This window comes from Mycobacterium spongiae, from assembly GCF_018278905.1.
GTDB classification, from domain to species: domain Bacteria; phylum Actinomycetota; class Actinomycetes; order Mycobacteriales; family Mycobacteriaceae; genus Mycobacterium; species Mycobacterium spongiae.
Genome location: NZ_CP046600.1, coordinates 4121510 through 4143763, shown reverse-complemented (window position 1 = coordinate 4143763; position 22254 = coordinate 4121510). Strand labels below are relative to the sequence as shown.

Genomic DNA, 22254 nt, shown 5'->3' with positions numbered 1-22254 from the left:
GTGTCCGTGCTGCTGCCATCGAGGTTAACCGGTACCAGCGGTCCCCGGTATCGCCGGGCTAGTGCCGATGGCCCGATGGCCCGGCTCCTCACTCGCGCCGTTCCGGCGCTCGCCGTCGCCGGGCTAGCTAGGCGAACGCGGCGTCGAGGATCTCCTGCTGCTCGACGGCGTGCACCTTCGACGAACCCGACGATGGGGCTGACATCGCTCGGCGTGAAATGCGTTTGATTCCGCTGAGCCGGGGCAGCAGCTCGGGCAGCTCCAGGCCGAATCGCGGCCACGCTCCCTGATTGGCAGGCTCTTCCTGCACCCAGAAGAACTGTTTGGCGTTCTCGTAGCGGTCCAGAGTTTGATCAAGTCGGCGCCTGGGCAGCGGGGCGAGTTGTTCGACGCGGACGATCGCGATGTCGTCGCGGTTCTCCTTGGCCTTGCGGCTGGCCAGCTCGTAATATAGCTTGCCGCTGGTCAACAGGATGCGGCTGACCTTGCTCCGATCGCCAACGCCGTCCTCGAAGGTGGGTTCCTCAAGCACCGAGCGGAACTTGATCTCGGTGAAGTCCTTGATATCGCTGACCGCCGCCTTGTTGCGCAACATCGACTTCGGTGTGAACACAATCAGCGGTCGCTGAATCCCGTCGAGCGCATGCCGGCGCAACAAGTGGAAGTAGTTCGACGGAGTCGACGGCATCGCGATGGTCATCGATCCCTCGGCCCACAACTGCAGGAACCGTTCGATCCGGCCGGACGTGTGGTCAGGGCCCTGACCTTCGTGTCCATGCGGCAACAGCAACACCACGTTGGACAATTGGCCCCACTTGGCCTCCCCGGAACTGATGAACTCGTCGATGATCGGCTGTGCTCCGTTGACGAAGTCGCCGAACTGGGCCTCCCACAGCACTACGGCGTCCGGGTTGCCCACGGTGTAGCCGTACTCGAAGCCGACCGCGGCGAACTCCGACAGCGGCGAATCGTAGACCAAGAACTTTCCGCCGGTGGGTGTGCCGTCAGTGCTGGTCGCGAGCAGTTGCAGCGGGGTGTACTCCGCGCGGGTGTGGCGGTCGATGATCACCGAATGCCGTTGGGAGAACGTGCCGCGCCGGGTGTCCTGTCCTGACAGCCGTACCAGCTTGCCCTCGGCCACCAGCGTCCCCAGCGCCAGCAGCTCCGCGAAGGCCCAGTCGATCTTGCCCTCGTAGGCCATCTCGCGGCGCTTTTCCAGAACCGGCTGGACTCGCGGGTGCGCGGTGAATCCGTCCGGCAGGGCGAGGAACGCGTCGCCGATGCGGGCTAGCAGCGACTTGTCCACCGCGGTGGCCAGCCCCGCGGGGATCATCTGGTCGGACTCGACCGATTCGCTGGGCAGAGCGCCGTGCTTTTCCAGGTCGCGAACCTCGTTGAACACGCGCTCCAGCTGGCCCTGGTAGTCGCGCAGCGCGTCCTCGGCTTCTTTCATCGAGATGTCGCCGCGGCCGATCAGGGCTTCGGTGTAAGTCTTGCGAGCCCCACGCTTGGTATCCACAACGTCATACATGTACGGGTTCGTCATCGACGGGTCGTCGCCCTCGTTGTGTCCGCGGCGCCGGTAGCACAGCATGTCGATGACCACATCGCTCTTGAACTTCTGCCGGAAATCCACGGCCAGCCGGGCCACCCAAACACACGCTTCCGGGTCGTCGCCGTTCACGTGGAAAATCGGCGCCCCGATCATCTTCGCGACATCGGTGCAGTACTCGCTGGATCTGGAGTGCTCAGGGGCGGTGGTGAAGCCGATTTGGTTGTTGGCGATGACATGGATCGTGCCGCCCACACGGTAGCCGTGCAGGCGGGCGAGGTTCAGCGTCTCGGCGACCACTCCCTGGCCGGCGAATGCGGCGTCGCCGTGCAACATCAGCGGCACCACGGAGAAGGCGTGTTGGCCATCGCTGTCCGCGGCTCCATGGTCGAGTAGATCCTGTTTGGCCCGTACCAGACCCTCCAGCACCGGGTCGACGGCTTCCAGGTGTGACGGGTTGGCCGTCAGCGACACCTCAATGTCGTTGTCGCCGAACATCTGTATGTAGGTGCCGGTGGCGCCCAGATGGTACTTGACGTCGCCCGAGCCGTGGGCCTGCGACGGGTTCAGGTTGCCTTCGAACTCGGTGAAGATCTGCGAGTAAGGCTTGCCGACGATGTTGGCCAGCACGTTGAGCCGGCCGCGATGTGGCATCCCGATAACTACCTCGTCCAGGCCGTGTTCCGCGCACTGGTCAATCGCGGCGTCCATCAGGGGGATGACGCTTTCGGCGCCTTCCAGGGAGAAGCGTTTCTGCCCGACGTACTTCGTCTGGAGGAACGTTTCAAAGGCCTCGGCGGCGTTGAGCTTACTCAGGATGTATTTCTGTTGGGCAACAGTGGGTTTGACGTGCTTGGTCTCGACACGCTGCTCCATCCACTCCTTCTGTTCGGGGTCGAGGATGTGGGTGTACTCGACACCGATGTGGCGGCAGTAGGCGTCGCGAAGCAGCCCCAGAACGTCGCGGAGCTTCTTGTACTCCGCGCCGGCGAAGCCGCTGACCTTGAAGACCCGATCTAGATCCCACAGCGTCAGGCCGTGGGTCAGTACTTCGAGGTCGGGGTGGCTGCGGAACCGGGTCTTGTCCAACCGCAGCGGATCCGTGTCGGCCATCAGGTGGCCGCGGTTGCGGTAGGAGGCGATCAGCTTCAAGACGCGGGCGCTCTTGTCATCGATCGAGTCCGGGTTGTCGGTGCTCCAGCGCACCGGCAGGTACGGAATCCCCAGTTCGAGGAAGATCTCGTCCCAGAAATCGTCGGCAAGCAGCATTTGGTGGATGGTGCGCAGGAAGTCGCCGGACTCCGCGCCCTGGATAATGCGGTGGTCATAGGTCGAGGTCAGGGTGATCAGCTTGCCGATACCTAGTTCGGCGATACGTTCGTCGCTCGCCCCCTGGAACTCGGCCGGGTACTCCATGGCGCCGACGCCGATGATGGCGCCCTGGCCTGCCATCAGGCGCGGCACTGAGTGCACGGTCCCAATGGTTCCCGGGTTGGTCAACGAAATCGTCACGCCGGCAAAGTCTTCCGCCGTCAGCTTGCCGTCGCGAGCGCGGCGGACGATGTCTTCGTAGGCGGTAACGAACTGCGCGAATCGCATCGTCTCGCACCGCTTGATGCCGGCCACCACCAGGGAACGTTTGCCGTCTTTGCCCTGCAGGTCGATCGCCAGGCCGAGATTGGTGTGGGCGGGCGTGGCGGCCGTGGGTTTGCCTTCGGCCTCCGCGTAGTAGCGGTTCATGTTGGGGAATTTCTTGACCGCTTGCACCAATGCGTAACCCAAGAGATGGGTGAAGGAGATCTTGCCGCCGCGGGTGCGCTTGAGCTGGTTGTTGATGACAATCCGATTGTCGATCAACAGCTTGGCTGGCACCGCCCGGACGCTGGTGGCGGTGGGTACGTCCAGCGATGCGGACATGTTCTTGACGACGGCCGCCGCGGCACCGCGCAGCACCCGCACCTCATCCCCCTCGGCGGGCGCGGCGGCCTTGGCCGCGGGTGCGGCTGGTGAGCCGTTGCCGGTGGCGGCCGTACCAGCGGGCTTCGTGGGCTCTGCCGGCGGCGCGGTGGCGGCCTTGTCTGTCGAGGGTGCTGTGGGGGGCTTCCCGTCGCCGGGTGCCTGGCTGGCAGGCGTCGGCTCAGCGGCTTGTTCGGGGTTGTAATCCACCAAGAACTCGTGCCAGCTTGGATCGACTGACGAGGGGTCGTCGCGGAACTTGCGGTACATCTCCTCGACCAGCCATTCGTTTTGTCCGAATGGTGAACCTATGTTGCTCACGGCCGCCGTTCGCCTCGATTCCTTTGCTCGTCTCGGTGCTCGTCTAGGTGCTCGTCTAAGTGCTCGTCTGGGTCCGGAAACGCCAGTGCCCGCCCACTAAAGGCTAACGCTTCAGCGGCAGCTAGCCAGCGAGACCGGCACCCGTGCGCTAGCTGGCTTCGTGCACCGGCGGTAGCAGGTGCAAGGTGACCGGCCAGCGCGCCGGCGGGTCGCCGAACGCCATGCTGGCGTTGCGGGCAATCTTGCGGCCCACCAGGTAGTTGCCGATGGCGCCTACCAGTGCGCCGATGCCGACTGGCAACAGCTTGCCGAACAGCAGCGCGCCGCGACGCAAGGTGTAGCGCTTGACGACGTATTTGAGCAGCCTCGTGTTCAACCGCGACATCGACGACAGTGGCAGCGTGGCCATTCCTTCCGCCAGCCACCCGCCGTTAGTGCGGGCCGGACCGATCAATTCGGCGACGGCGTGCTTGCCGTTGTCGCCGACCAACACCGTCAACACCAGGGCACGGCGTCGTTCCCGGTGGTCGGCGGGAATGCCGTGCACGACCGCGAGAGCCAGCACGAACAGGGCGGTGGCCTCCAGGAACACCACGGTTTCTGCCGCGGCTGCAGACAACGCACTCAACGTGCCGATACCCGGAATCGTCGCCGCCGCACCCACCGCGACCCCGCTGGCTGTGACCGCCGCCAAGTAACGCTTTTGCAGCTTGTCGATGATGTCGGCAGGGCCTGCGCCGGGATGGGCGCGGCGCAATCGGGCCACATAGGCCTCCGCCGCCGGGCCCTGGACATGGGCGCTACGTTCGATGATCTGCGCCAATGCTCGCGCGGACGCTTTGGGCCGTCCGGTTGGCAACCCTGAATATGAGGTGGGCTCGGAGCTAGGCCGTGATCTGGTTCGTCGGGCGTTCATAGTGCCTCTCCTGGCAATGGCATCATCTTAGGCTAGCGCCAGTTCAAGGCTATGCGTGCCGAGCTGAGTTACTCCTCGCGATCTGGCTGGCATTGGCGCTTGCATGACCCGGAATAATGCAGGCTGGACAATGGCCGGCGGCACCGGGGGTCGCTCTGCTGCGCGCCGAGGCGCAGTGGCTCCCCCGGTGACTTGGTGGGGATGCGAAACGAGGTTCGTTCATGATCACGACGTTCGCGGAACCACGGGGCGAGCGACGCGCGGACTTGAGTTCGGACCAGTTCGCTCGCGTCGGAAACCCGTGGACCGCGTTGTGGTCGATGATGATCGGTTTCTTCATGATCATGCTCGACTCGAACATCGTCACGATTGCCAATCCAACCCTGATGGTCGAGTTGCAGATGAGTTACGCGACGGTGGTCTGGGTGACCAGCGCCTACCTGCTGGGATTTGCGGTGGTATTGCTGGTCGCCGGCCGCCTCGGTGACCGTTTCGGCCCGAAGAATCTGTACTTGATCGGGCTGGTCGTGTTCACGGCTTCATCATTGTGGTGCGGTCTGTCGGGCACGGCGGCGATGCTCATCGCGGCCCGGGTCGTCCAGGGTGTCGGAGCGGGGTTGCTCACTCCGCAGACCTTGTCGACCATCACCCGGATCTTCCCCGCGCACCGACGCGGGACGGCGCTGAGCGTGTGGGGTGCTACCGCCGGCCTCGCCAGCCTGGTTGGGCCGTTGGCCGGCGGCGGGCTCGTCGACGGGCTCGGTTGGCAGTGGATCTTCTTTATCAATGTGCCCGTCGGCATCGTCGCCGTGGCGCTAGCCATGCGGTGGGTTCCCGTCTTGCCCACCCACGTTCACCGGTTGGACCTCGTGGGCGTGGGATTGTCGGGCCTAGGGATGTTTCTGGTGGTGTTCGGGCTGCAGGAAGGGCAATCCGCCCACTGGGCGCCGTGGATTTGGGCGGTACTCGTCGCCGGAGTCGGGTTCATGTGGGCGTTTGTGTATTGGCAGTCGATCAGCGGCCGCGAGCCGCTGATTCCGCTCGAGATTTTCGGTGACCGCGACTTCAGTCTGTGCAACGCCGGGGTGGCCATCAGCGCGTTCGCGACGACAGCGACGATGCTGCCGCTGATGTTCTACGCGCAAGCGGTGTGCGGATTATCGCCGACCCGCTCGGCCCTATTGATCGCGCCGCTGGCGATCACCAGCGGCGGGTTCGCCCCGTTGGGCGGCATGGTCGCGGACCGTTTTCATCCGCTGCTCGTGCTCGGTTCCGGCTTTTCCGTGCTAGCGGTCTCGCTGACGTGGCTCGCCCTGGAGATGGACCCCACCACGCCGATCTGGCGGCTGGCACTGCCACTGGCTGCGATGGGTGTCGCGATGGCGTTCATCTGGTCGCCGCTGACCACCACCGCTACTCGCAACCTGCCGTCCCACCTAGCCGGGGCGGGTTCGGGCGTGTACAACGGCACCCGGCAGCTTGGTGCAGTGCTCGGCAGCGCTGGCATGGCCGCGTTCATGACGTCGCGGATCAGCGCGGAGATGCCGATACCCAGTGCCGGGCAGGTCCCCCGGGCGGCTACCACCCTGCAACTGCCCGTGTTCTTGCGGGCACCCTTCTCGGCGGCGATGTCGCAGTCGATGTTGCTGCCGGCATTCGTCGCTGTCTTCGGGATCGTTGCCGCGCTCTTCCTGGTTGGCGCTGGCACCTTGGTGATTGCCCGGGAACCGGCAGCCGAGGCCGACGACGGCATTGTGGATGTTGGCTGCGACGGCGATGACCATGTCGAGTGTGTGCTACGGCGTTCCCACGACAGCGACCTCGCGCCGGATGCCGGGATCCCGTCGGGCGCGCCGCGGGCTGAACCGATTGTCGTTGCCCACAACGGCTCTCACATCGATGATGAGCAGCGAGGTCGCCCGATCGCTGAGTTTCTGCAACCTCTCGATCTCGATGGGCCCGCCAGCCATGGTCGACATTCGTCGGGCAGATAGCGACGCTACGTCAGGCGGTCAACACCCCGTCCGATGTTAGCGCCAGGAATGCGCCCAGGTCGACCAGGCCGGCGGGGGTGCTGGGCAGCTCGCGGGTCAGCTGGGTTGAACGCACTATCACTGCCGCATACTGTGCTCGGCTGATGGCGACGTTGAGCCGATTCCGGTTGAGCAGAAAAGAGATTCCGCGCGCTGCGGTATCGGCAGACGATGCCGTCATCGAGACGAAGACCACCGGCGCTTGCCCGCCCTGGAACATGTCGACGGTGCCGACTCGAACCCGGTCCAGGCCAGCGGATGCGAACGTGTGGCGCAGCAGGGCCACCTGCGCGTTGTACGGAGCCAATACCAGCAGGTCGGAGGCCTCCAACGCGCGGGTGCCGTGTTCATCGGTCCACGACGAGCCCACCAGGGGCCCGATCGCGGCGAGTAATGCCGCGGCTTCTTCGGGGCTTTCGGTCGAATTACCCTGGTGATCAACGTTGATCACATGCACCCCGGGGCGATATCCGCTCAGCTGCCGCGCTGCGGTGGTCGCGGTGTGGGATTGCAGTCTGCCTTCGTACGACAGTCCGGAGACCGCCGCGCAGACCGCCGGGTGCATCCGGTACGAGCGGTCGAGGAAGTAGCCGTGTTCGTCGGGCAGGGTGCGTTGCCCATCGAGCAGCCAATCCAGCGCTGAGACGTCAACAGGTTCGGGATGAGTGCCCTGGCTGACTTGCGGCAATTGCTGTGGGTCACCGAGGAGCAGGAGGTTGGTGGCCGCTGGCGCCACAGCGATCGTGTTCGCCAAACAGAACTGGCCTGCTTCGTCGATCACCAGGAGATCCAGGGCGCCGGGCGCAACACGGTTCGCATTGGCGAAATCCCAAGCGGTACCGCCAACGACGCACCCCGCGTGGTCGGCGATGAACGCCGGGTACTCAGTTGCGTCGATCTCCCGCCAGCGCGGATTGGTGTGGTCGTAGCGCTTCTTGGCGACGTGCCCGGGATCCAATCCGGCATCGATCACACAGTCCAACAGGTGCTCCACTGTCGCGTGCGATTGTGCGACAACGCCGATCCGCCAGGCATGCTGCGCGACCAATCGGCTGATCACGCGGGCGGCGGTGTGTGTCTTACCTGTCCCCGGGGGTCCATGCACCGCCAGGTACGACGAGTCCAGGTCCAGCACGCTTGCCGTGATGTCCGCGACGATGTCGGTACCGCGGGATAGCGCGCTGCCGCCATACGTGCGCGGTGGGTGCCGTAGCAGCACGTCGATCACTGCCGTGCGAGGTAGTTGTGGAAGGCTGGCCGCCACGCCGGCCGCGGTAGCCTCGATCGAGTTTCGCAAGATCGTCGTCGACACGGGTGGCCCGGGCGTGAGTGCGACCGGCAGCTGGTGAAATGTTTTGCCGTCCTTACCGGTTCGCTCGAGAAGTAGAACTTCGTTGGGCAGCGCGGGATCGTCGACGTCGACGACCTCGGCGTGGCCCGCGGCGCGACGGTCGGGGTCGTCGGCCATGCCGGGCGGAGCCGGCGGATCGTAGAGCGCGAATACACTTCGTTTCAGCTCGCCGCGCGCGAGTTTTCCGGTCAGCCGTACCCGTCGCTGTGGCTTGCGCGCTCGCGCAGGCGTGTGCCAGTCGACCGCGACAGACGCATCGTCGATCACGAAAACATCTGTGTCGTATGCCCATTCGTCGATAGAATAGTTCAGCCGGTCGAAGTGCGCCCACCAGAAGGGTTTGTGCTCGCGGCGGTGGTAGCCGCGGGCGGCAGCCACCAGAGCCACCGCGGTCTGATGTGGTGCCCGGTCTTCACCCGCCGTGTCTCCGCCGAAGGTCGACAAGGTAGCAGCCAACTGGTCGCGGTCTTCGCTCTCGTCGCGGTGGCCAACCGGTTGTACGCCAATGGGTGTGATGCCCGATTCCCACGCACGCATCACTAGCCAGTCGCGCAGGGCGCGTGTCGACCGACAGTCGTATTGGTTGTAGTCCTCGATCTCCTTGAGCACCGTTGCCGCGTCGTCGGTGTGCCCGGTTGCGCGCAGCTCGCAGTATCGCGCATAGCAAGTGATCGAGTCGGCCGCGGTGGTGACTTCCCCGGACCGAAGCATGGTTCCCAGGTAGAGCGGCTCTAGCGCTTTCAAACTGAACGACTCCGCACCTACTCGGAGGCTCTTGCGTACTAGCGGGTACAGGTCAACCAAGACGCCGGTGCGCAGCAGCTCGTCGACGGCGTCCTCACCGACTCCATGCCGTCCGGCGAGCCGCAACAGGGCCGTCTTCTCGTACGGCGCGTAGTGGTAGATGTGCATGTTGGGGTGGCGTTGACGACGTTTGGCAACGATCGCCAGGAAGTCCGTCAGCGCTTTGCGCTCGGCTGCGCGGTCGTGTGCCCACAGCGGCCGGAAGGCTCCCTTGTGCCCCGCTTCCAACACACCAAACAGATACTCCAGGCCCCACTCGCGGCCATCGGCCGTCCACAATGGATCGCCTTCGAAGTCGAAGAACAGGTCGCCGGCGTTCGGCTCGGGCAACAGTGCGAGCGGCTGCGGGTCGGCGACCTCGTACTGCGGCCTACCGGTATTACGTTGCAGTACTTGCAGTTTGGCCTGCATGGTGAGTCTGTTCAAGACACCGGGTGTCATATCGGGCACACGACCCGTGTGGTCTGCCAGCCCCGTGATCGTGCTGATGCCGGACTCGAGCAGCTTTTCGCGTTGGGCGACTCGCATACCCGCGACCAGCAGCAGATCGTCGTTCTTGCGCAACTGTTCGGTGCAGAGATCACACCGGAAGCAAGCCCCGACTCGCTCGTCTTCCCAGCGCACCGGGGTGCCACCGGCATAGTGGTCGTCGAGTAGCTGTTGTACTGCCGCGCGCTGAGTGCGATAGACGCCGATGAGATCAGCAACGTGGTAGCGCAGCGCCGTGCCGTCGCCGAGTTCCAGCTCGACATCGTCGGCCACTGGTACGCCCGAGCGGGTCAGCATGTCGGCGTAGGCCGCCAGTTGCAGCAGCGCACTGACCTTGGGTGAGCGGGCCAGCTTGGTATCCGTGACTCGATAGCGTTCGCCGTCCCGGATCAGGAAGTCGGCAAATCCTACGAAGCGACCGTCGAGCATTGCGGCCTGATACACGACAAGGGCGCCGTTGGCAATGGCACGCTGGGTCGCCTCGGTGGCGGCGGCAAGGCTGGCGAGGGTAAATGCCGGTCGCCCAATGACGGCGACGCCGCAGCCGAACCGGTTACGCAGCTGGTCGAGTCGGCGTCGTTCGTGTTCGGTACCCAGTAGGGCGGTACGTGCGAGCAGCTCATCGGAATCGTGGGCGGCCGGGCCGCGGCCCATTTTCGCATCGAAGGCCCGAAGCAGGCTGTATTGGCAATCAGCGGCGGTAGCCAGATCCGTAGCGCTGGTGAGCACGGTGTTGTCGGCGACGAACACAGCAGCAACTCTAGGCCGCAGTGCCGCCGTGCCCGCACGACTAGCTGCCCGCGGCGTTGCCGATCAGCTCGACGCCACTGCCATTCCATCGAAACTTCACCACGCTGCCCAGCCCGCTGATACCGCTGGGATATGTCAACGCCACCGTGTCGCCGGTGCATTGCGATGGGTCGATTCCGTTGAACCCGTAGGTATCGGGCACCCCCTCGGGGATGAACTTGCCGAGATGGAACAGCACCGCCCGAGTGGCGGGATTGTCGGTGTGTGTGTTGGCCTGAATGACCACCGCCGATAGCTGAGCGCACTCGTTGTAGTTGCCGGCCAGCGGTGCGGGGTTCCACGGCTGCTCGCTGCGCGGATCGCGGGGTAGTTCGGAGACGACCCGTGCGATCGCCGGCGAGGCGAGATTGACCGCACACGGGTCAACCGGCGGATCGCTGCTGGTGGGGGGTTCGGCCGTCGCGGACGGCGTGTTCGTTGGGCTATTCGGCGGGTCGGACGTGGCAGTTGACGGGGTCGTTGTGGCTTCCGGGGTTTTCGCGACCGTCGAGTCCCCTGAGCCGCAGCTGGTCAGCGCCGCTGTCACCAATGCCGCAGACACGCATATCAGTGGCGCGGCTCGGGAGGAGAGCGACCACACACCGCGCACGGTACCTGCACCGGGCTGGCAGGTGTGTCAGGCGTGGCCGGATGGTCACCACTAAACTCCATGTCCTGATGGCCACCCCGGAGAACTCGCCCGCGCCACCCCGTGACAGGTTTGCCGACCTACAGATTCATCGGGGTGTCTTGCAAGCGATCGCGGACGTGGGCTACGAGTCGCCGACCGCCATCCAGGCGGCGACGATCCCCGCGCTGATGGCGGGTTCTGACGTGGTGGGACTGGCGCAGACCGGCACCGGCAAGACGGCCGCCTTCGCGATTCCGCTCCTGTCCAAGATCGACGTCACCAGCACAACAACTCAAGCGCTGGTATTGGCCCCCACGCGTGAGCTCGCTTTGCAGGTTGCCGAGGCGGTGAGCCGGTATGGGGCTCATCTACCGCAGCTCAATGTGCTGCCGATCTACGGCGGCTCGTCCTACGCCAGACAACTGTCCGGTCTCAAACGGGGCGCGCAGGTGGTGGTCGGAACGCCTGGTCGGGTGATCGACCACCTCGAACGCGGCACGCTGGACCTCTCGCGGGTGGACTACCTGGTACTCGATGAGGCCGACGAGATGCTCGCCATGGGTTTTGCCCAAGAGGTGGAACGCATCTTGTCCGAGACCCCGGAATACAAGCAAGTCGCGTTGTTCTCTGCGACCATGCCGCGCGCTATCCGAAAAATCACCGCCAAGTATCTGCACGACCCGCTGGAAGTCGCATCAGAAGCGAAAGCCGGTGCAGCTGAGAATATTTCGCAGCGCTATATCCAGGTTGCAGGTCCGCGCAAAATGGACGCCTTGACGCGGATCCTTGAAGTAGAGCAGTTCGAGGCGATGGTCGTCTTCGTCCGCACCAAACAAGCGACCGAGCAGGTAGCCGAAAGGCTTCGTGCCCGAGGCTTTTCCGCAGCAGCCATCAACGGCGATATTCCGCAGGTGCAGCGGGAACGGACTATCACAGCGCTCCGAGAGGGCGGGATCGACATCCTGGTCGCTACCGATGTCGCCGCCCGCGGGCTCGACGTGGACCGGATATCGTATGTGCTGAATTACGATATCCCGCACGATGCCGAGTCCTACGTACATAGGATCGGACGCACCGGGCGGGCTGGGCGTTCGGGAAATGCGCTGTTGTTCGTGTCACCACGGGAACGCCACCTGCTCCAAGCGATCGAGAAAGCTACCCGGCAAACACTGGCTCAGGTCGAGCTGCCGACCGTCGAGGATGTCAACGCCCAGCGAGTAGCGAGATTCGCCGATTCCATCACGCACGCCCTGGCACGTCCAGGGGTCCAGCTTTTTCGCAAGCTGGTCGAAGATTATGAACGCGAACACGACGTTCCGATGGCCGACATCGCCGCTGCGCTAGCCGTGCAGTCCCACGATGGCGAGGCATTCTTGATGGCGCCCGAGCCGCCGCCCAAGCGCGAGAAGAACAGTCCGAACGACCGGCGATCACTCCGCGAAAAACCAAGACGCGGACGAGCTTTCACGACCTACCGCGTTGCAGTCGGCAAAAGGCACAAGATTGGTCCGGGCGCAATTGTAGGAGCCATTGCCAACGAGGGCGGACTGCACCGCAGTGATTTTGGCCAGATCACTATCGGCCCAGATTTCTCATTGGTCGAGTTGCCGGCACAACTTCCCCGCGCAACGCTCAAAAAGCTTGGTCAAACGCGTATCTCGGGTGTGTTGATCAACCTCCGGCCACACAGCGGCAAACCACGTCGGAAACGCATCGGATGACCCTGTCGAAAGCCGAAGACGCCCAGGGCGGCCTCGAGCAGATCTCCCGCGTGGACCGGGTCGCTTCGCTGACCGGGATCCGTGCGGTAGCCGCCCTCCTGGTTGTCGGCACCCACGCGGCATACAGCACCGGCAAGTACACCCACGGCTATTGGGGCCTGGTGTCCGCGCGCCTGGAGATCGGGGTGCCGATCTTCTTTGTGTTGTCCGGCTTCCTGCTATTCCGCCCGTGGGTCAACTCACTGGCGACAGGCGCTCCGCCGCCATCGCTGAGTCGCTATTCCTGGCACCGAGTTCGGCGAATTATGCCCGCCTACCTCGTCACCGTTCTTGCGGCCTACGCCGTCTACCACTTCCGCACGGCTGGGCCAAACCCCGGGCACACGTGGGCAGGGCTATTCCGCAACCTCACACTCACCCAGATCTACACCGATAGCTACCTCGGTTCGTATCTGCACCAGGGGCTGACCCAAATGTGGAGCCTGGCGGTGGAGGTCGCGTTCTATGTAGCGCTGCCTGTGCTGGCCTACGTGCTGGTGGTGCTGGTATGCCGCCGGGTTTGGCGGCCGGTACCGATGCTTGCCGCATTGCTCGGGATGGCGGCGCTAAGCCCGGCCTGGTTGATCGGGCTGCACGCAACGCATTGGCTGCCCGACGGTGCCCGGCTGTGGCTGCCGACCTATCTTTCCTGGTTCATCGGCGGCATGATCCTGGCCGTGCTCCAGGCGATGGGCGTGCGCTGCTATGCGCTCGCGGCAATTCCGCTCGCGGTTGTTTGCTACTTCATCGTCGCCACCCCAATCGCCGGCGCACCCACGACGTCGCCCACTGCGCTGGGCGAGGCACTGGTCAAGAACGGCTTCTATGCCGTGATCGCCGCGCTAGCGGTGGCTCCACTGGCCCTGGGGGACCAGGGTTGGTATTCGCGGTTGCTGGCCAGTCGGCCGATGGTGTGGCTTGGCGAGATCTCCTACGAGATCTTCCTCATCCATCTTGTGACGATGGAGATCGCAATGGTCGACGTGGTCCGGTACCGGGTCTATACCGGTTCGATGCTCAACGTCTTTGTCGCGACGATGGTGCTGACGATCCCCTTGGCGTGGTTGTTGCATCGCTTCACGCGGGTGCGCAGCTGACGAGGGCCGTCCATTAGGTAGGTTACCCTGTCCTAAGTCAACGCGATGATGGCGAAGCTTTGAGGAGTGTCAGGACGGATGACTGAACACAAGCCGTCACGGGGGTGGCATGGGACGGTGCTGAAGCTGCTGCGCGCCGGGGACTACCGACTCACCGTGACCGGTCGACGCGAGATCAGCCCCCAGTACTTGAGGTTGAGCTTCGACGACGGTGGAATGCTCGACGAGCATCGCGTGCATCCCACCATGTGGATCCGCATGTGGTTCGCAAACGGCGACAAGCTCCACCAACGCGGCTACACGCTGGTAGACCCCGATCCGTCCGCCGGCACCCTGGACGTCGAGTTCGCATTGCACGACGGAATCGCGTCGCAATGGGCGCGCGCCGCGCGGCCCGGCGACACGATCGAGGCGACCGTGCTGGGCAGCAAGTTCGCCATTCCGGACCCGCCGCCGACCGGGTATGTCATCGTCGGTGACACCGCCTCGCTGCCCGCGATCAACTCACTGCTGAAGTCGATTGGGGACGCGCCGGCGCGCGTCTTCCTGGGCGCGTGCTACGACGACGACAAGTCCCTGCCCGTGGCGCGCGAAACCGATGTCATCTGGGTGGACCGCAGGAACGACGGTGATTCGCTGCTAGAGGCGGTGCGTTCGGCGGCGTTCGACGCAGGTGACCACTTCGGCTGGGTAGCCTGCAGCAACCGCACTACCCGCCCGGTGGCCAAGGTTCTCCGCGACGACTACGGAATTCCGCGGAAATCCATTAAGGCACAAGCCTATTGGATGGCCTGACTGGCAGGACGCTGGGTGCGACGAACTCCTCGAGCATGGCTCGCTCGTCGGCTTCGTCACGACCGGGGAACATCAGCAGTGATGTGATCATCCGGATCAACCAACGGGCACGGCGTTGCAGAGTGGCTTCTTCGCCCGGCCCCGCGGCGCGGAGAAACTCGCTGGCTACCGCGATGATCACCTCGGACTGGCCGGCCATCTCGCCGCCGATTGGCTCGCGGGTAGCAGCAAACCACGCCGTCAATGCGGGGCTGTCGCGAACCATCTTCAGTGCCGTGGCGACAGCGACGATGAGTCTTTCGCTTGGCGAGTCGACGTCGCTGATCCGTTGTTGGATTTCGGCGAAGAGCCGGAGCGTCTCGCGGTTCACGTAGGCCGTCCGCAGCGCCTCCCGGTTTTCGAAATACCGGTATAGCGTCGCACGCGAGCAGCCGGCGGCCTTTGCGATCTCGTTCATGCCGATCGACGCCGGGCCATGCTCGATGTATAGCTCCTCGGCGGCGTCGAGGATCCGGTCTGCGGCCATCTCGGTTCGTCGGCCGGCCAGCCAATCGTTACCGGCCATCAGGACTCCACCAGGAACGGCACCGACAGCGGGCGCCGAACATAGCTGCCGCCGGCCCACACGATCGCCGACTCGTCGACCTCGAACTCCGGACACCGGGACAGCAGCTCTGTCAGCGCCACCCGAGACTGCATCCTCGCGGCCGCGGCGCCCAAGCAATGGTGCGCACCATGGCTAAAGGTGAGGATATTGCGCGGGCGCCGCGTTACGTCGAGTTCGCTTGCATCCGCGCCGTATTGGCGTTCGTCGCGGTTGGCGGACCCGTAGAGCAGCAGCACCCGGCGACCGGCTGGGACGGTGGTCCCGGCAATCGTGACGTCGCGCGTCACGGTTCGTGCCAGGCCCTGGACGGGCGAGGTAAGCCGCAGCAGCTCCTCGACGGCGTCGGGGATGCTATCCGGGTCGTCGATCAACAGCTGACGCTGGTCCGGCCGCTGGTGCAGCAACGGCATTGAGCCGCCGAGCATTCCGGTGACGGTGTCGTTGCCGCCGGTGACCATCGTGAACGTGAATGCCAATATCGACAGCGTTCCGGCGATGTCGCCGTTTGCACCGACGCCGGCAGCGACGAGGTGCGAGATGGTGTCGTCCTCGGGCTCGGCTTGGCGCCGTTGGATCAGCCCGCTGAAGTAGGCCATCATCGACCCCACCGCATCGCCGACGGTTTCCACCGCGCCCGCGATGCCACCCTCGGCAGTGTTGGCCGCGACGATGGCCTGCGTCCATCCGTCGAACTGTGTGCGATCCTCCTCGGGTACGCCGAGATAATCCGCCACCACCATCGACGGCAGCGGCTTGAATAGCTCGGTGACGATGTCACCGCCACCGTTGGCTCGCAGGTTCTCGATCCGCTCGACGACGAACTGTCGGACCTTTGGCTCCACCGCCTCGACCTTTCGGGGGGTGAACCCACGCGACACTAGCCGGCGAAACTCCGTATGCACCGGCGGATCTTGCATCACCATCGGTGGGTTGTCCTGCAGCCCGATCAGTTCCAGCTCGCCGTAGTTGACGGTCAGCCCCTGTGCGGAGGAGAACGTCTCATGGTCGCGGGCCGCCGCCCAGACATCGGCGTGCCGGGATAGCACGTAGTAGTCGTGGTCGGGTTTTTCCGGCGGAACAACATGGTGCACCGGGTCGTGGTCGCGCAGCGCCCGGTACATCGGCCAAGGATTCGGCCAGGTTTCCGCAGTAGCCAGCCGAAACGGATGAGACATCAAAAGCGCCATGTCTCGTTTATAAGATGCACTAGCCGCTCTGTCAATCGTTGGCGTAAAACTCACGACACGACAGTCGGTGGGCCGTCAGGTGGCTCACCCGCGGCGCAACGGATCTAGATTCCCGCGCCCGGATTGAGGATGCCCTGGGGATCCAACGCATTCTTGATGCGCTGGTTCAGGTCCATGGCCTCGGGACCTAGATAGCCGGCCAGCCACGGCCGCTTCAACCGGCCGACGCCATGCTCACCGGTGATTGTGCCGCCGAGACCCACGGCCAGGTCCATGATTTCCCCGTAGGCGAGATGGGCGCGTTCCATCATCGCTGTATCTGCGGGGTCATACACCAGCAGTGGGTGGGTATTGCCGTCGCCGGCGTGGGCGATCACCGAAATCATCAGGTCCCGCTCGTCGGCGATGTGCGCGATCCCGGTGACTAGTTCGCCCAGGGCGGGCAGTGGCACGCCGACGTCTTCCAACAACAGCGATCCCTTGCTCTCGACCGCCGGGATGCAAAACCGCCGAGCGGCGACAAACGCCTCGCCCTCGTCAGGGTCGTCGGTCGAGAACACATCTGTGGCGCCGTTGTCGGCGAATACGGAGGCCATCAATTCGGTGTCGTCGGTTCCCGCGCGGCCACGCTCATCGGAGCCGGCGACCAGCATGGCAGCCGCACCGCGGTCCAGGTCCATCCGGAAGGTGTCCTCGACGGCGTTGATGGCCACTGAATCCATGAACTCGAGCATCGCGGGCCGGATGCGGGTGGCCACCCCGAGCACCGCGTCGACCGCCGCCTGTACCGACGCGAAGCTAGCCACCACAATGCTCGACGCATTTTGCGCGGGTAGGAGCTTGAGGGTCACTTCGGTGATCACGCCCAGCGTGCCTTCGCTGCCGACGAACAGCTTCGTCAGGCTCAGGCCGGCGACGTCCTTGAGCCGCGGGCCGCCCAACCGGACCGCCGTGCCGTCCGCCAGGACCACCTGTATGCCCAGCACATAGTCGGTGGTGACGCCATACTTCACGCAGCAGAGCCCGCCGGCGTTGGTAGCGATGTTTCCGCCGATGCTGCAGATCTCGAATGACGACGGATCGGGCGGGTACCACAGGCCGTGTTCGGCTACGGCCTGCTTCACCTCGGAGTTGAACAGGCCGGGCTGACACACCGCGGTGCGGGTAATCGGGTCGACGGTGATGTCGCGCATCTTTTCGGTGGACAGCACGATCCCGTTGTCGAGCGCGGTCGCCCCGCCGGATAGGCCGCTACCGGCTCCCCGGGTCACCACCGGCACCTGGTTGGCGCTGGCCCAGCGCAGCACGGTCTGCACTTCTTCGGTACGCCGTGGCCGAACGACTGCCAGCGGCTTGCCGGCCGCAGGATCTAGAGCGCGGTCTTGCCGGTAGCCCTCGGTCACGGCGGGGTCGGTGACCACCATCCCGTCGGGCAGTCCGGCGATCAAGTCCGCCAGCACACCTGTACTCACTGCGCCGATCCTACGGGTCGTGACTGGCACCGCTACCGCGGCGACGGCTGGCTGACATCCTGCTCGGGCGCTGGATCCAATTCGCGCAGCGCTGGTAGCCGGATAGCGATCAGCCCGGTAACGACGATCGGCAGTGCCAACGCGAGAAACGTGGCGTGTAGTCCCGCTGCGTCGGTCAGCGGGCCGGCCAGTAACAAGCCCAAGGGGCCGGCCGCATAGGCCAGTGACGTCATCACGCCCACCACCCGGCCGCGTAGATACTGCGGTGCCCGGGTCTGTATCGCGTAGTTGTAGATCGGCTGGATGGGCCCGAAGAGCAGGCCGACCACGGCGCACAACACCAGGATGACCGGCAACGGCGGCAGGAACGCGATGACCATCGATGCCACGCCGAGGACGAGAACCGCCGTCAGTAGGGTTGCGCGGCGGCGCACGTGCCCCGACATCACGGCGTAGCCCACTGCGCCGACTGTGGCGCCGCCGGCGAGCGCCATCAACGCCCACCCCAGCTGGGCTGGTTGCTGCCGGTCAGTGAAGTACTTCGGGAACAGCACGCTCTCCATAGGCAGGTAGAGCGCGGTGACGGTCAGGTCGATCAATCCGAGTGTGCGCAACACCTTCAGGTTCCAGACGAAACGCAGTCCTTCGGCGATCCCGGACACCAATCCTTCGGGCCGTGTGTCCGGTTGCGGCGTCCCGGCGCCTTCGAGTTGCAATGCGGCGATCGCGAGGATCGACATCCCGAACGCTGCTGCGGTGATCCACATCGTGGTGGTGCCGCCAACCGTCGCGATCATCAGGCCGCCGACCCCCGGACCGACGACAAAGGCCAGGTTGAGGATCGCCACATAGGCGCTGTTGATGCGGTCCAGCGACCAGCCCGCCTCGGCGGCCGCTTCGGGCAGCATCGAGTCGCGAGCGGTCATCCCCGCCGGGTCGAAGGCGGCGGCAGCGGCCGCCAACACCGCGAGGACCGCCACATTGACCGCGTCGGAGCCATACGCCCAGGCCACGATGGGGACGCCGGCCACCGCCGCACCTGAGAGCGCGTCGGCCACCATCGATACCCGGCGACGCCCGAAGTAGTCGACCGCGGTACCGGCGACCAGTGTGGAAAACAGCAATGGCAGCATGGTCGCACTCGCGACGATCGACGCCTGCCCGGCACTGCCGTGGTGCTGCAATACCAGCCACGGGAACGCGACGATCGAAACACCATCACCCGCGGCAGTCATGAGCGTCGCGAAGAGGATGAGTAACGCAGGGCTGCGGTTGTTGTTTCTCATGGCATATCGCGGCTGAATGTAGTGCCAACCACCTATCGGAGCCACCGATTTTCGCGGCCGCCGAGCCCCGCGTGCAGGATGGTTGTGTGCTCCCGCATCCGAATACTGGTCAGCCGTTCGATTCCCCGGTCGGCCCGGGGAGCGGCTGGCCGGGTGATCCCGCGACGCCGCAGACCCCGGTGGCCGCCGATGCGGGGCAGGTGTCGTTGCTGGCCGGCAGAGCCGGCTCCATCCCGGAGCTGAACGCGGCGGCCAGTGTGTGCCGGGCTTGTCCGCGGCTGGTCGCCTGGCGTGAGGACGTCGCCGACGTCAAGCGGCGCGCCTTTGCCGACCAGCCGTACTGGGGACGGCCGGTGCCAGGCTGGGGATCGCAGCGGCCGCGGCTGTTGATCGTTGGGCTCGCACCGGCTGCCCATGGGGCCAACCGGACGGGACGGATGTTCACCGGTGACCGGTCCGGGGATCAGTTGTATGCCGCCTTGCACCGGGCCGGCCTGGTGAACTCACCGATCAGCGTCGATGCCGCGGACGGATTGGCAGCCAACCAGATTCGGATCACCGCGCCCGTGCGGTGCGCGCCCCCGGGCAACGCGCCGACTCCGGTTGAACGCGAGACGTGCTGGCCCTGGTTGCAGGCGGAATGGCGCCTGGTGGCCAATCACGTCCGGGTGATCGTTGCCCTCGGGGGTTTTGCCTGGCAGATCGCCCTGCGCTTGCCGGGAGAGGTTGGCAAGCGCAAGCCGCGGTTCGGCCACGGGGTCGTCGCGGAGTTGCCGGCCGGTGTAGATCTGCTCGGCTGCTACCACCCCAGCCAGCAGAATATGTTCACCGGTAGGTTGACTCCGGCAATGCTCGACGACGTTTTCCGCGACGCCAAGAAACTGGCAGGAATTGGGTAGACAGTGACAACGGTTCAGGAGGTGCTGGTTTCCGGTGCCAGCGTAGCCGGTACCGCCGCAGCGTATTGGCTTGGACAGCAAGGCTATTCGGTCACCGTGGTGGAGCGCCACCCCGGACTCCGGCCGGGCGGCCAGGCGATCGACGTTCGTGGTCCCGCATTGACGGTCCTGGAACGCATGGGGTTGCTGGAGGCCGCCGAGGAGATGAAGACGGGCATTCGCGGTGCCTCGGTCGTCGATCGCGATGGCAACGAGCTGTCCCGGGACACCGAGTCGACGCCTACCGGCGGTCCGATCGACAACCCCAACATCGAGTTGTTGCGCGACGATCTGCTCGAATTGCTTTACGGCGCAACCCAAGACGCAACCGAATACCTCTTCGACGACAGCATCGCCGCGCTGGACGATGACGGCAGCGCGGTCGGGGTGACTTTCGAGCGCGCCGACGCCCGCAGCTTTGACCTCGTCGTCGGTGCCGACGGATTGCATTCCAACGTGCGCGGGTTGGTTTTCGGGACCGAGGAACAATTCCTGAAGAGATTGGGCACGCACGCTGCGATCTTCACGGTGCCCAACTTCCTCGAGTTGGACTACTGGCAGAAATGGCACTATGGCGACTCGACCATGGCCGGCGTTTACAGCGCGCGCAACAACACCGAGGCGCGAGCTGCGTTGGCGTTCATGGACACTGAACTGCAGATCGACTACCGCGACACCGCGGCTCAATTCGCCGAGCTGGAACGGCGAATGATCGAGGACGGCTGGGTGCGCGCGCAACTGTTGCACTACATGAAGTCCGCACCGGACTTCTACTTTGATGAGATGTCACAAATCGTCATGGATCACTGGTCGAAAGGCAGGGTCACACTGGTCGGCGACGCCGCATATTGCTGTTCGCCGCTGTCGGGTCAGGGGACCAGTGTCGCGCTGCTGGGCGCCTACATCCTGGCTGGCGAACTCACGAGAGCGGGTGCGGATTACCAGCGCGGCTTGGCCAACTACTACGCCGAATTCAGCGGCTACGTCGAGCGCAACCAATGGCTGGCCACCGACAACATCCCCGGCGGCGACCCGATACCCGAGGAGGACTTCGAACGCGTCGTGCACTCGCTCACGCTCGAGGAATACTGACCGGGTCCGACTGGGGACGGGAACGAACACGTCGCCGCAGGCGTTGACGCGATCGTGCGCCTTTCCGTTCTTGATCTCGTCCCGGTGCGCACCGACCAGGCGACCGGTGACGCACTAGCGGCCACCGTGGCGCTGGCCCAGGCTGCGGACCGCCTAGGTTTCACGCGCTACTGGGTTGCCGAACACCACAATATGGCGTCCGTGGGTGCCACCAGCCCGCCCGTGCTGATCGCCTACCTCGCATCTCAGACCTCACGCGTGCGACTCGGGTCTGGTGGTGTGATGCTGCCCAATCATGCGCCGCTGGCGGTGGCCGAGCAATTCGCCCTGCTCGAAGCCGCAGCGCCCGGCCGGATCGACCTGGGAATCGGTCGTGCACCGGGCTCGGATCCGGTGACGTCGTACGCGCTGCGTGGCGGTCGCTCGCCAGCCGAACAGGATCGAGACGTTGCGAATTTCCCGGACTATCTCGACGACGTGGTCGCACTGATGAGCCCCAGTGGCGTGCGCGTGCCGCTGCGTTCCGGGGACTACAGCCTCAAGGCCACCCCGGCCGCGATCACCGCACCGCGGCTGTGGCTATTGGGGTCGTCGATGTACTCGGCGCACCTGGCTGCAGCGAAGGGGCTGCCGTATGTGTTCGCCCATCACTTCTCCGGCAACGGGACCCAGGAAGCACTCGACTGGTACCGCTCCCGGTTCGTGCCCAGTGGTCTGGCGACCGAGCCGATGACATTCCTGACGGTGAATGCCGCAGTCGCCGAAACACGCGACGAGGCAACGGCATTGATATTGCCCAACCTGCAGCTGATGGCCCAGCTGCGAACCGGCCAGCCGCTGGGGCCGGTGCGGCTTGTTCAGGAGGCGCGCTTTGCGGAGCTGACCCCGCAACAGCGGCGCATCGTAGACAGTGGACTCGAACGCGCCGTGGTCGGCTCACCAGCGGAGGCCGCCGAACAAGTGCGGGCGCTTTCCCAGCAGTTCGACGTCGACGAGGTAATGGTGCATCCAGTCGCGTCGGCCCACCGCGGCACCGACCCGCGTACCGCCCCGGCCCGGGTCGCGACGCTGGAGCTGCTGGCGAAGGAGCTGTTCTAGTTGGCGACGCCCGCGGGTGACCCTTCAGTCACGCAACGATCGATCAGGCCCCTACATGAGAGACCTCTCATCATCATCTC

At 65.0% G+C, this 22254-nt stretch carries 15 protein-coding genes; 7 read left to right on the top strand and 8 right to left on the bottom strand.

The genetic code is table 11. The features are described 5' to 3' along the window. Positions 1 to 127: 127 nt before the first annotated feature. Positions 128 to 3829, bottom strand: a complete 3702-nt coding sequence (locus F6B93_RS16775) for a multifunctional oxoglutarate decarboxylase/oxoglutarate dehydrogenase thiamine pyrophosphate-binding subunit/dihydrolipoyllysine-residue succinyltransferase subunit (RefSeq protein WP_211696086.1) — start codon at positions 3827 to 3829, stop codon at positions 128 to 130. A 148-nt stretch (positions 3830 to 3977) separates the two neighbouring features. Next, on the bottom strand, positions 3978 to 4745 hold the full coding sequence (locus F6B93_RS16770) for a hypothetical protein (RefSeq protein WP_211696085.1): 768 nt from the start codon (positions 4743 to 4745) through the stop codon (positions 3978 to 3980). A gap of 221 nt (positions 4746 to 4966) precedes the next feature. Here F6B93_RS16770 and F6B93_RS16765 point away from each other — a divergent pair, with 221 nt between their 5' ends. Next, positions 4967 to 6739, top strand: a complete 1773-nt coding sequence (locus tag F6B93_RS16765; RefSeq protein WP_211696084.1) for an MFS transporter — start codon at positions 4967 to 4969, stop codon at positions 6737 to 6739. Positions 6740 to 6749: 10 nt separating this feature from the next. Here the strand turns inward: F6B93_RS16765 and F6B93_RS16760 are convergent, their stop codons facing one another. After that, on the bottom strand, positions 6750 to 10172 hold the full coding sequence (locus F6B93_RS16760; protein WP_211696083.1) for a TM0106 family RecB-like putative nuclease: 3423 nt from the start codon (positions 10170 to 10172) through the stop codon (positions 6750 to 6752). A 40-nt stretch (positions 10173 to 10212) separates the two neighbouring features. Continuing rightward, on the bottom strand, positions 10213 to 10821 hold the full coding sequence (locus tag F6B93_RS16755) for an LppP/LprE family lipoprotein (RefSeq protein WP_211696082.1): 609 nt from the start codon (positions 10819 to 10821) through the stop codon (positions 10213 to 10215). Between the two features lie 68 nt (positions 10822 to 10889). Between F6B93_RS16755 and F6B93_RS16750 the strand changes: the two genes are divergently transcribed. From F6B93_RS16750 to F6B93_RS16740, 3 genes are all read left to right on the top strand, one after another. Continuing rightward, complete coding sequence (locus tag F6B93_RS16750) at positions 10890 to 12563, top strand: DEAD/DEAH box helicase (RefSeq protein ID WP_211696081.1); 1674 nt, start codon at positions 10890 to 10892, stop codon at positions 12561 to 12563. Next, the gene (locus F6B93_RS16745) at positions 12560 to 13699 is read left to right on the top strand and encodes an acyltransferase family protein (RefSeq protein WP_211696080.1); all 1140 of its coding nucleotides are present in this window, start codon (positions 12560 to 12562) and stop codon (positions 13697 to 13699) included. The genes F6B93_RS16750 and F6B93_RS16745 overlap by 4 nt, the downstream gene beginning before the upstream one ends. Before the next feature lie 78 nt (positions 13700 to 13777). Then, a complete protein-coding gene (locus F6B93_RS16740) occupies positions 13778 to 14494 on the top strand; it encodes a siderophore-interacting protein (protein ID WP_211696079.1) in 717 nt (238 codons plus the stop codon). Here the strand turns inward: F6B93_RS16740 and F6B93_RS16735 are convergent. From F6B93_RS16735 to tap, 4 genes are all read right to left on the bottom strand, one after another. Continuing rightward, positions 14466 to 15059 carry a TetR/AcrR family transcriptional regulator gene (locus tag F6B93_RS16735; protein WP_211696078.1) on the bottom strand — a complete coding sequence of 198 codons (594 nt, stop codon included), beginning with the start codon at positions 15057 to 15059 and terminating at the stop codon, positions 14466 to 14468. The genes F6B93_RS16740 and F6B93_RS16735 overlap by 29 nt on opposite strands. Next, a complete protein-coding gene (locus tag F6B93_RS16730; protein WP_211696077.1) occupies positions 15059 to 16288 on the bottom strand; it encodes a cytochrome P450 in 1230 nt (409 codons plus the stop codon). The genes F6B93_RS16735 and F6B93_RS16730 overlap by 1 nt, the downstream gene beginning before the upstream one ends. Positions 16289 to 16392: 104 nt before the next feature. Continuing rightward, entirely contained in the window at positions 16393 to 17760 is a 1368-nt protein-coding gene (locus F6B93_RS16725) for an FAD-binding oxidoreductase (protein ID WP_211696076.1), read from the bottom strand. Between the two features lie 32 nt (positions 17761 to 17792). Beyond that, positions 17793 to 19046, bottom strand: coding sequence for a multidrug efflux MFS transporter Tap (tap, locus tag F6B93_RS16720; protein WP_211696075.1), 1254 nt, complete (start codon positions 19044 to 19046; stop codon positions 17793 to 17795). Positions 19047 to 19117: 71 nt separating this feature from the next. Between tap and F6B93_RS16715 the strand changes: the two genes are divergently transcribed. From F6B93_RS16715 to F6B93_RS16705, 3 genes are read left to right on the top strand one after another with little or no spacing between them, the layout of a single operon-like run. Further along, the gene (locus tag F6B93_RS16715; RefSeq protein ID WP_211696074.1) at positions 19118 to 19945 is read left to right on the top strand and encodes a uracil-DNA glycosylase; all 828 of its coding nucleotides are present in this window, start codon (positions 19118 to 19120) and stop codon (positions 19943 to 19945) included. Between the two features lie 3 nt (positions 19946 to 19948). Beyond that, on the top strand, positions 19949 to 21076 hold the full coding sequence (locus F6B93_RS16710; protein ID WP_211696073.1) for an FAD-binding protein: 1128 nt from the start codon (positions 19949 to 19951) through the stop codon (positions 21074 to 21076). A 54-nt stretch (positions 21077 to 21130) separates the two neighbouring features. Further along, the gene (locus F6B93_RS16705; RefSeq protein ID WP_211696072.1) at positions 21131 to 22174 is read left to right on the top strand and encodes an LLM class flavin-dependent oxidoreductase; all 1044 of its coding nucleotides are present in this window, start codon (positions 21131 to 21133) and stop codon (positions 22172 to 22174) included. Positions 22175 to 22254 lie beyond the last annotated feature (80 nt).

What these genes read in the sequence shown, in the direction of transcription:
- tap (WP_211696075.1), bottom strand. Translation starts at nt 19,046, where the DNA reads ATGAGAAACAACAACCGCAGCCCTGCGTTACTCATCCTCTTCGCGACG.
- F6B93_RS16730 (WP_211696077.1), bottom strand. Translation starts at nt 16,288, where the DNA reads ATGGCGCTTTTGATGTCTCATCCGTTTCGGCTGGCTACTGCGGAAACC.
- F6B93_RS16740 (WP_211696079.1), top strand. Translation starts at nt 13,778, where the DNA reads ATGACTGAACACAAGCCGTCACGGGGGTGGCATGGGACGGTGCTGAAG.
- F6B93_RS16765 (WP_211696084.1), top strand. Translation starts at nt 4,967, where the DNA reads ATGATCACGACGTTCGCGGAACCACGGGGCGAGCGACGCGCGGACTTG.
- F6B93_RS16770 (WP_211696085.1), bottom strand. Translation starts at nt 4,745, where the DNA reads ATGAACGCCCGACGAACCAGATCACGGCCTAGCTCCGAGCCCACCTCA.
- F6B93_RS16745 (WP_211696080.1), top strand. Translation starts at nt 12,560, where the DNA reads ATGACCCTGTCGAAAGCCGAAGACGCCCAGGGCGGCCTCGAGCAGATC.
- F6B93_RS16735 (WP_211696078.1), bottom strand. Translation starts at nt 15,059, where the DNA reads ATGGCCGGTAACGATTGGCTGGCCGGCCGACGAACCGAGATGGCCGCA.
- F6B93_RS16750 (WP_211696081.1), top strand. Translation starts at nt 10,890, where the DNA reads ATGGCCACCCCGGAGAACTCGCCCGCGCCACCCCGTGACAGGTTTGCC.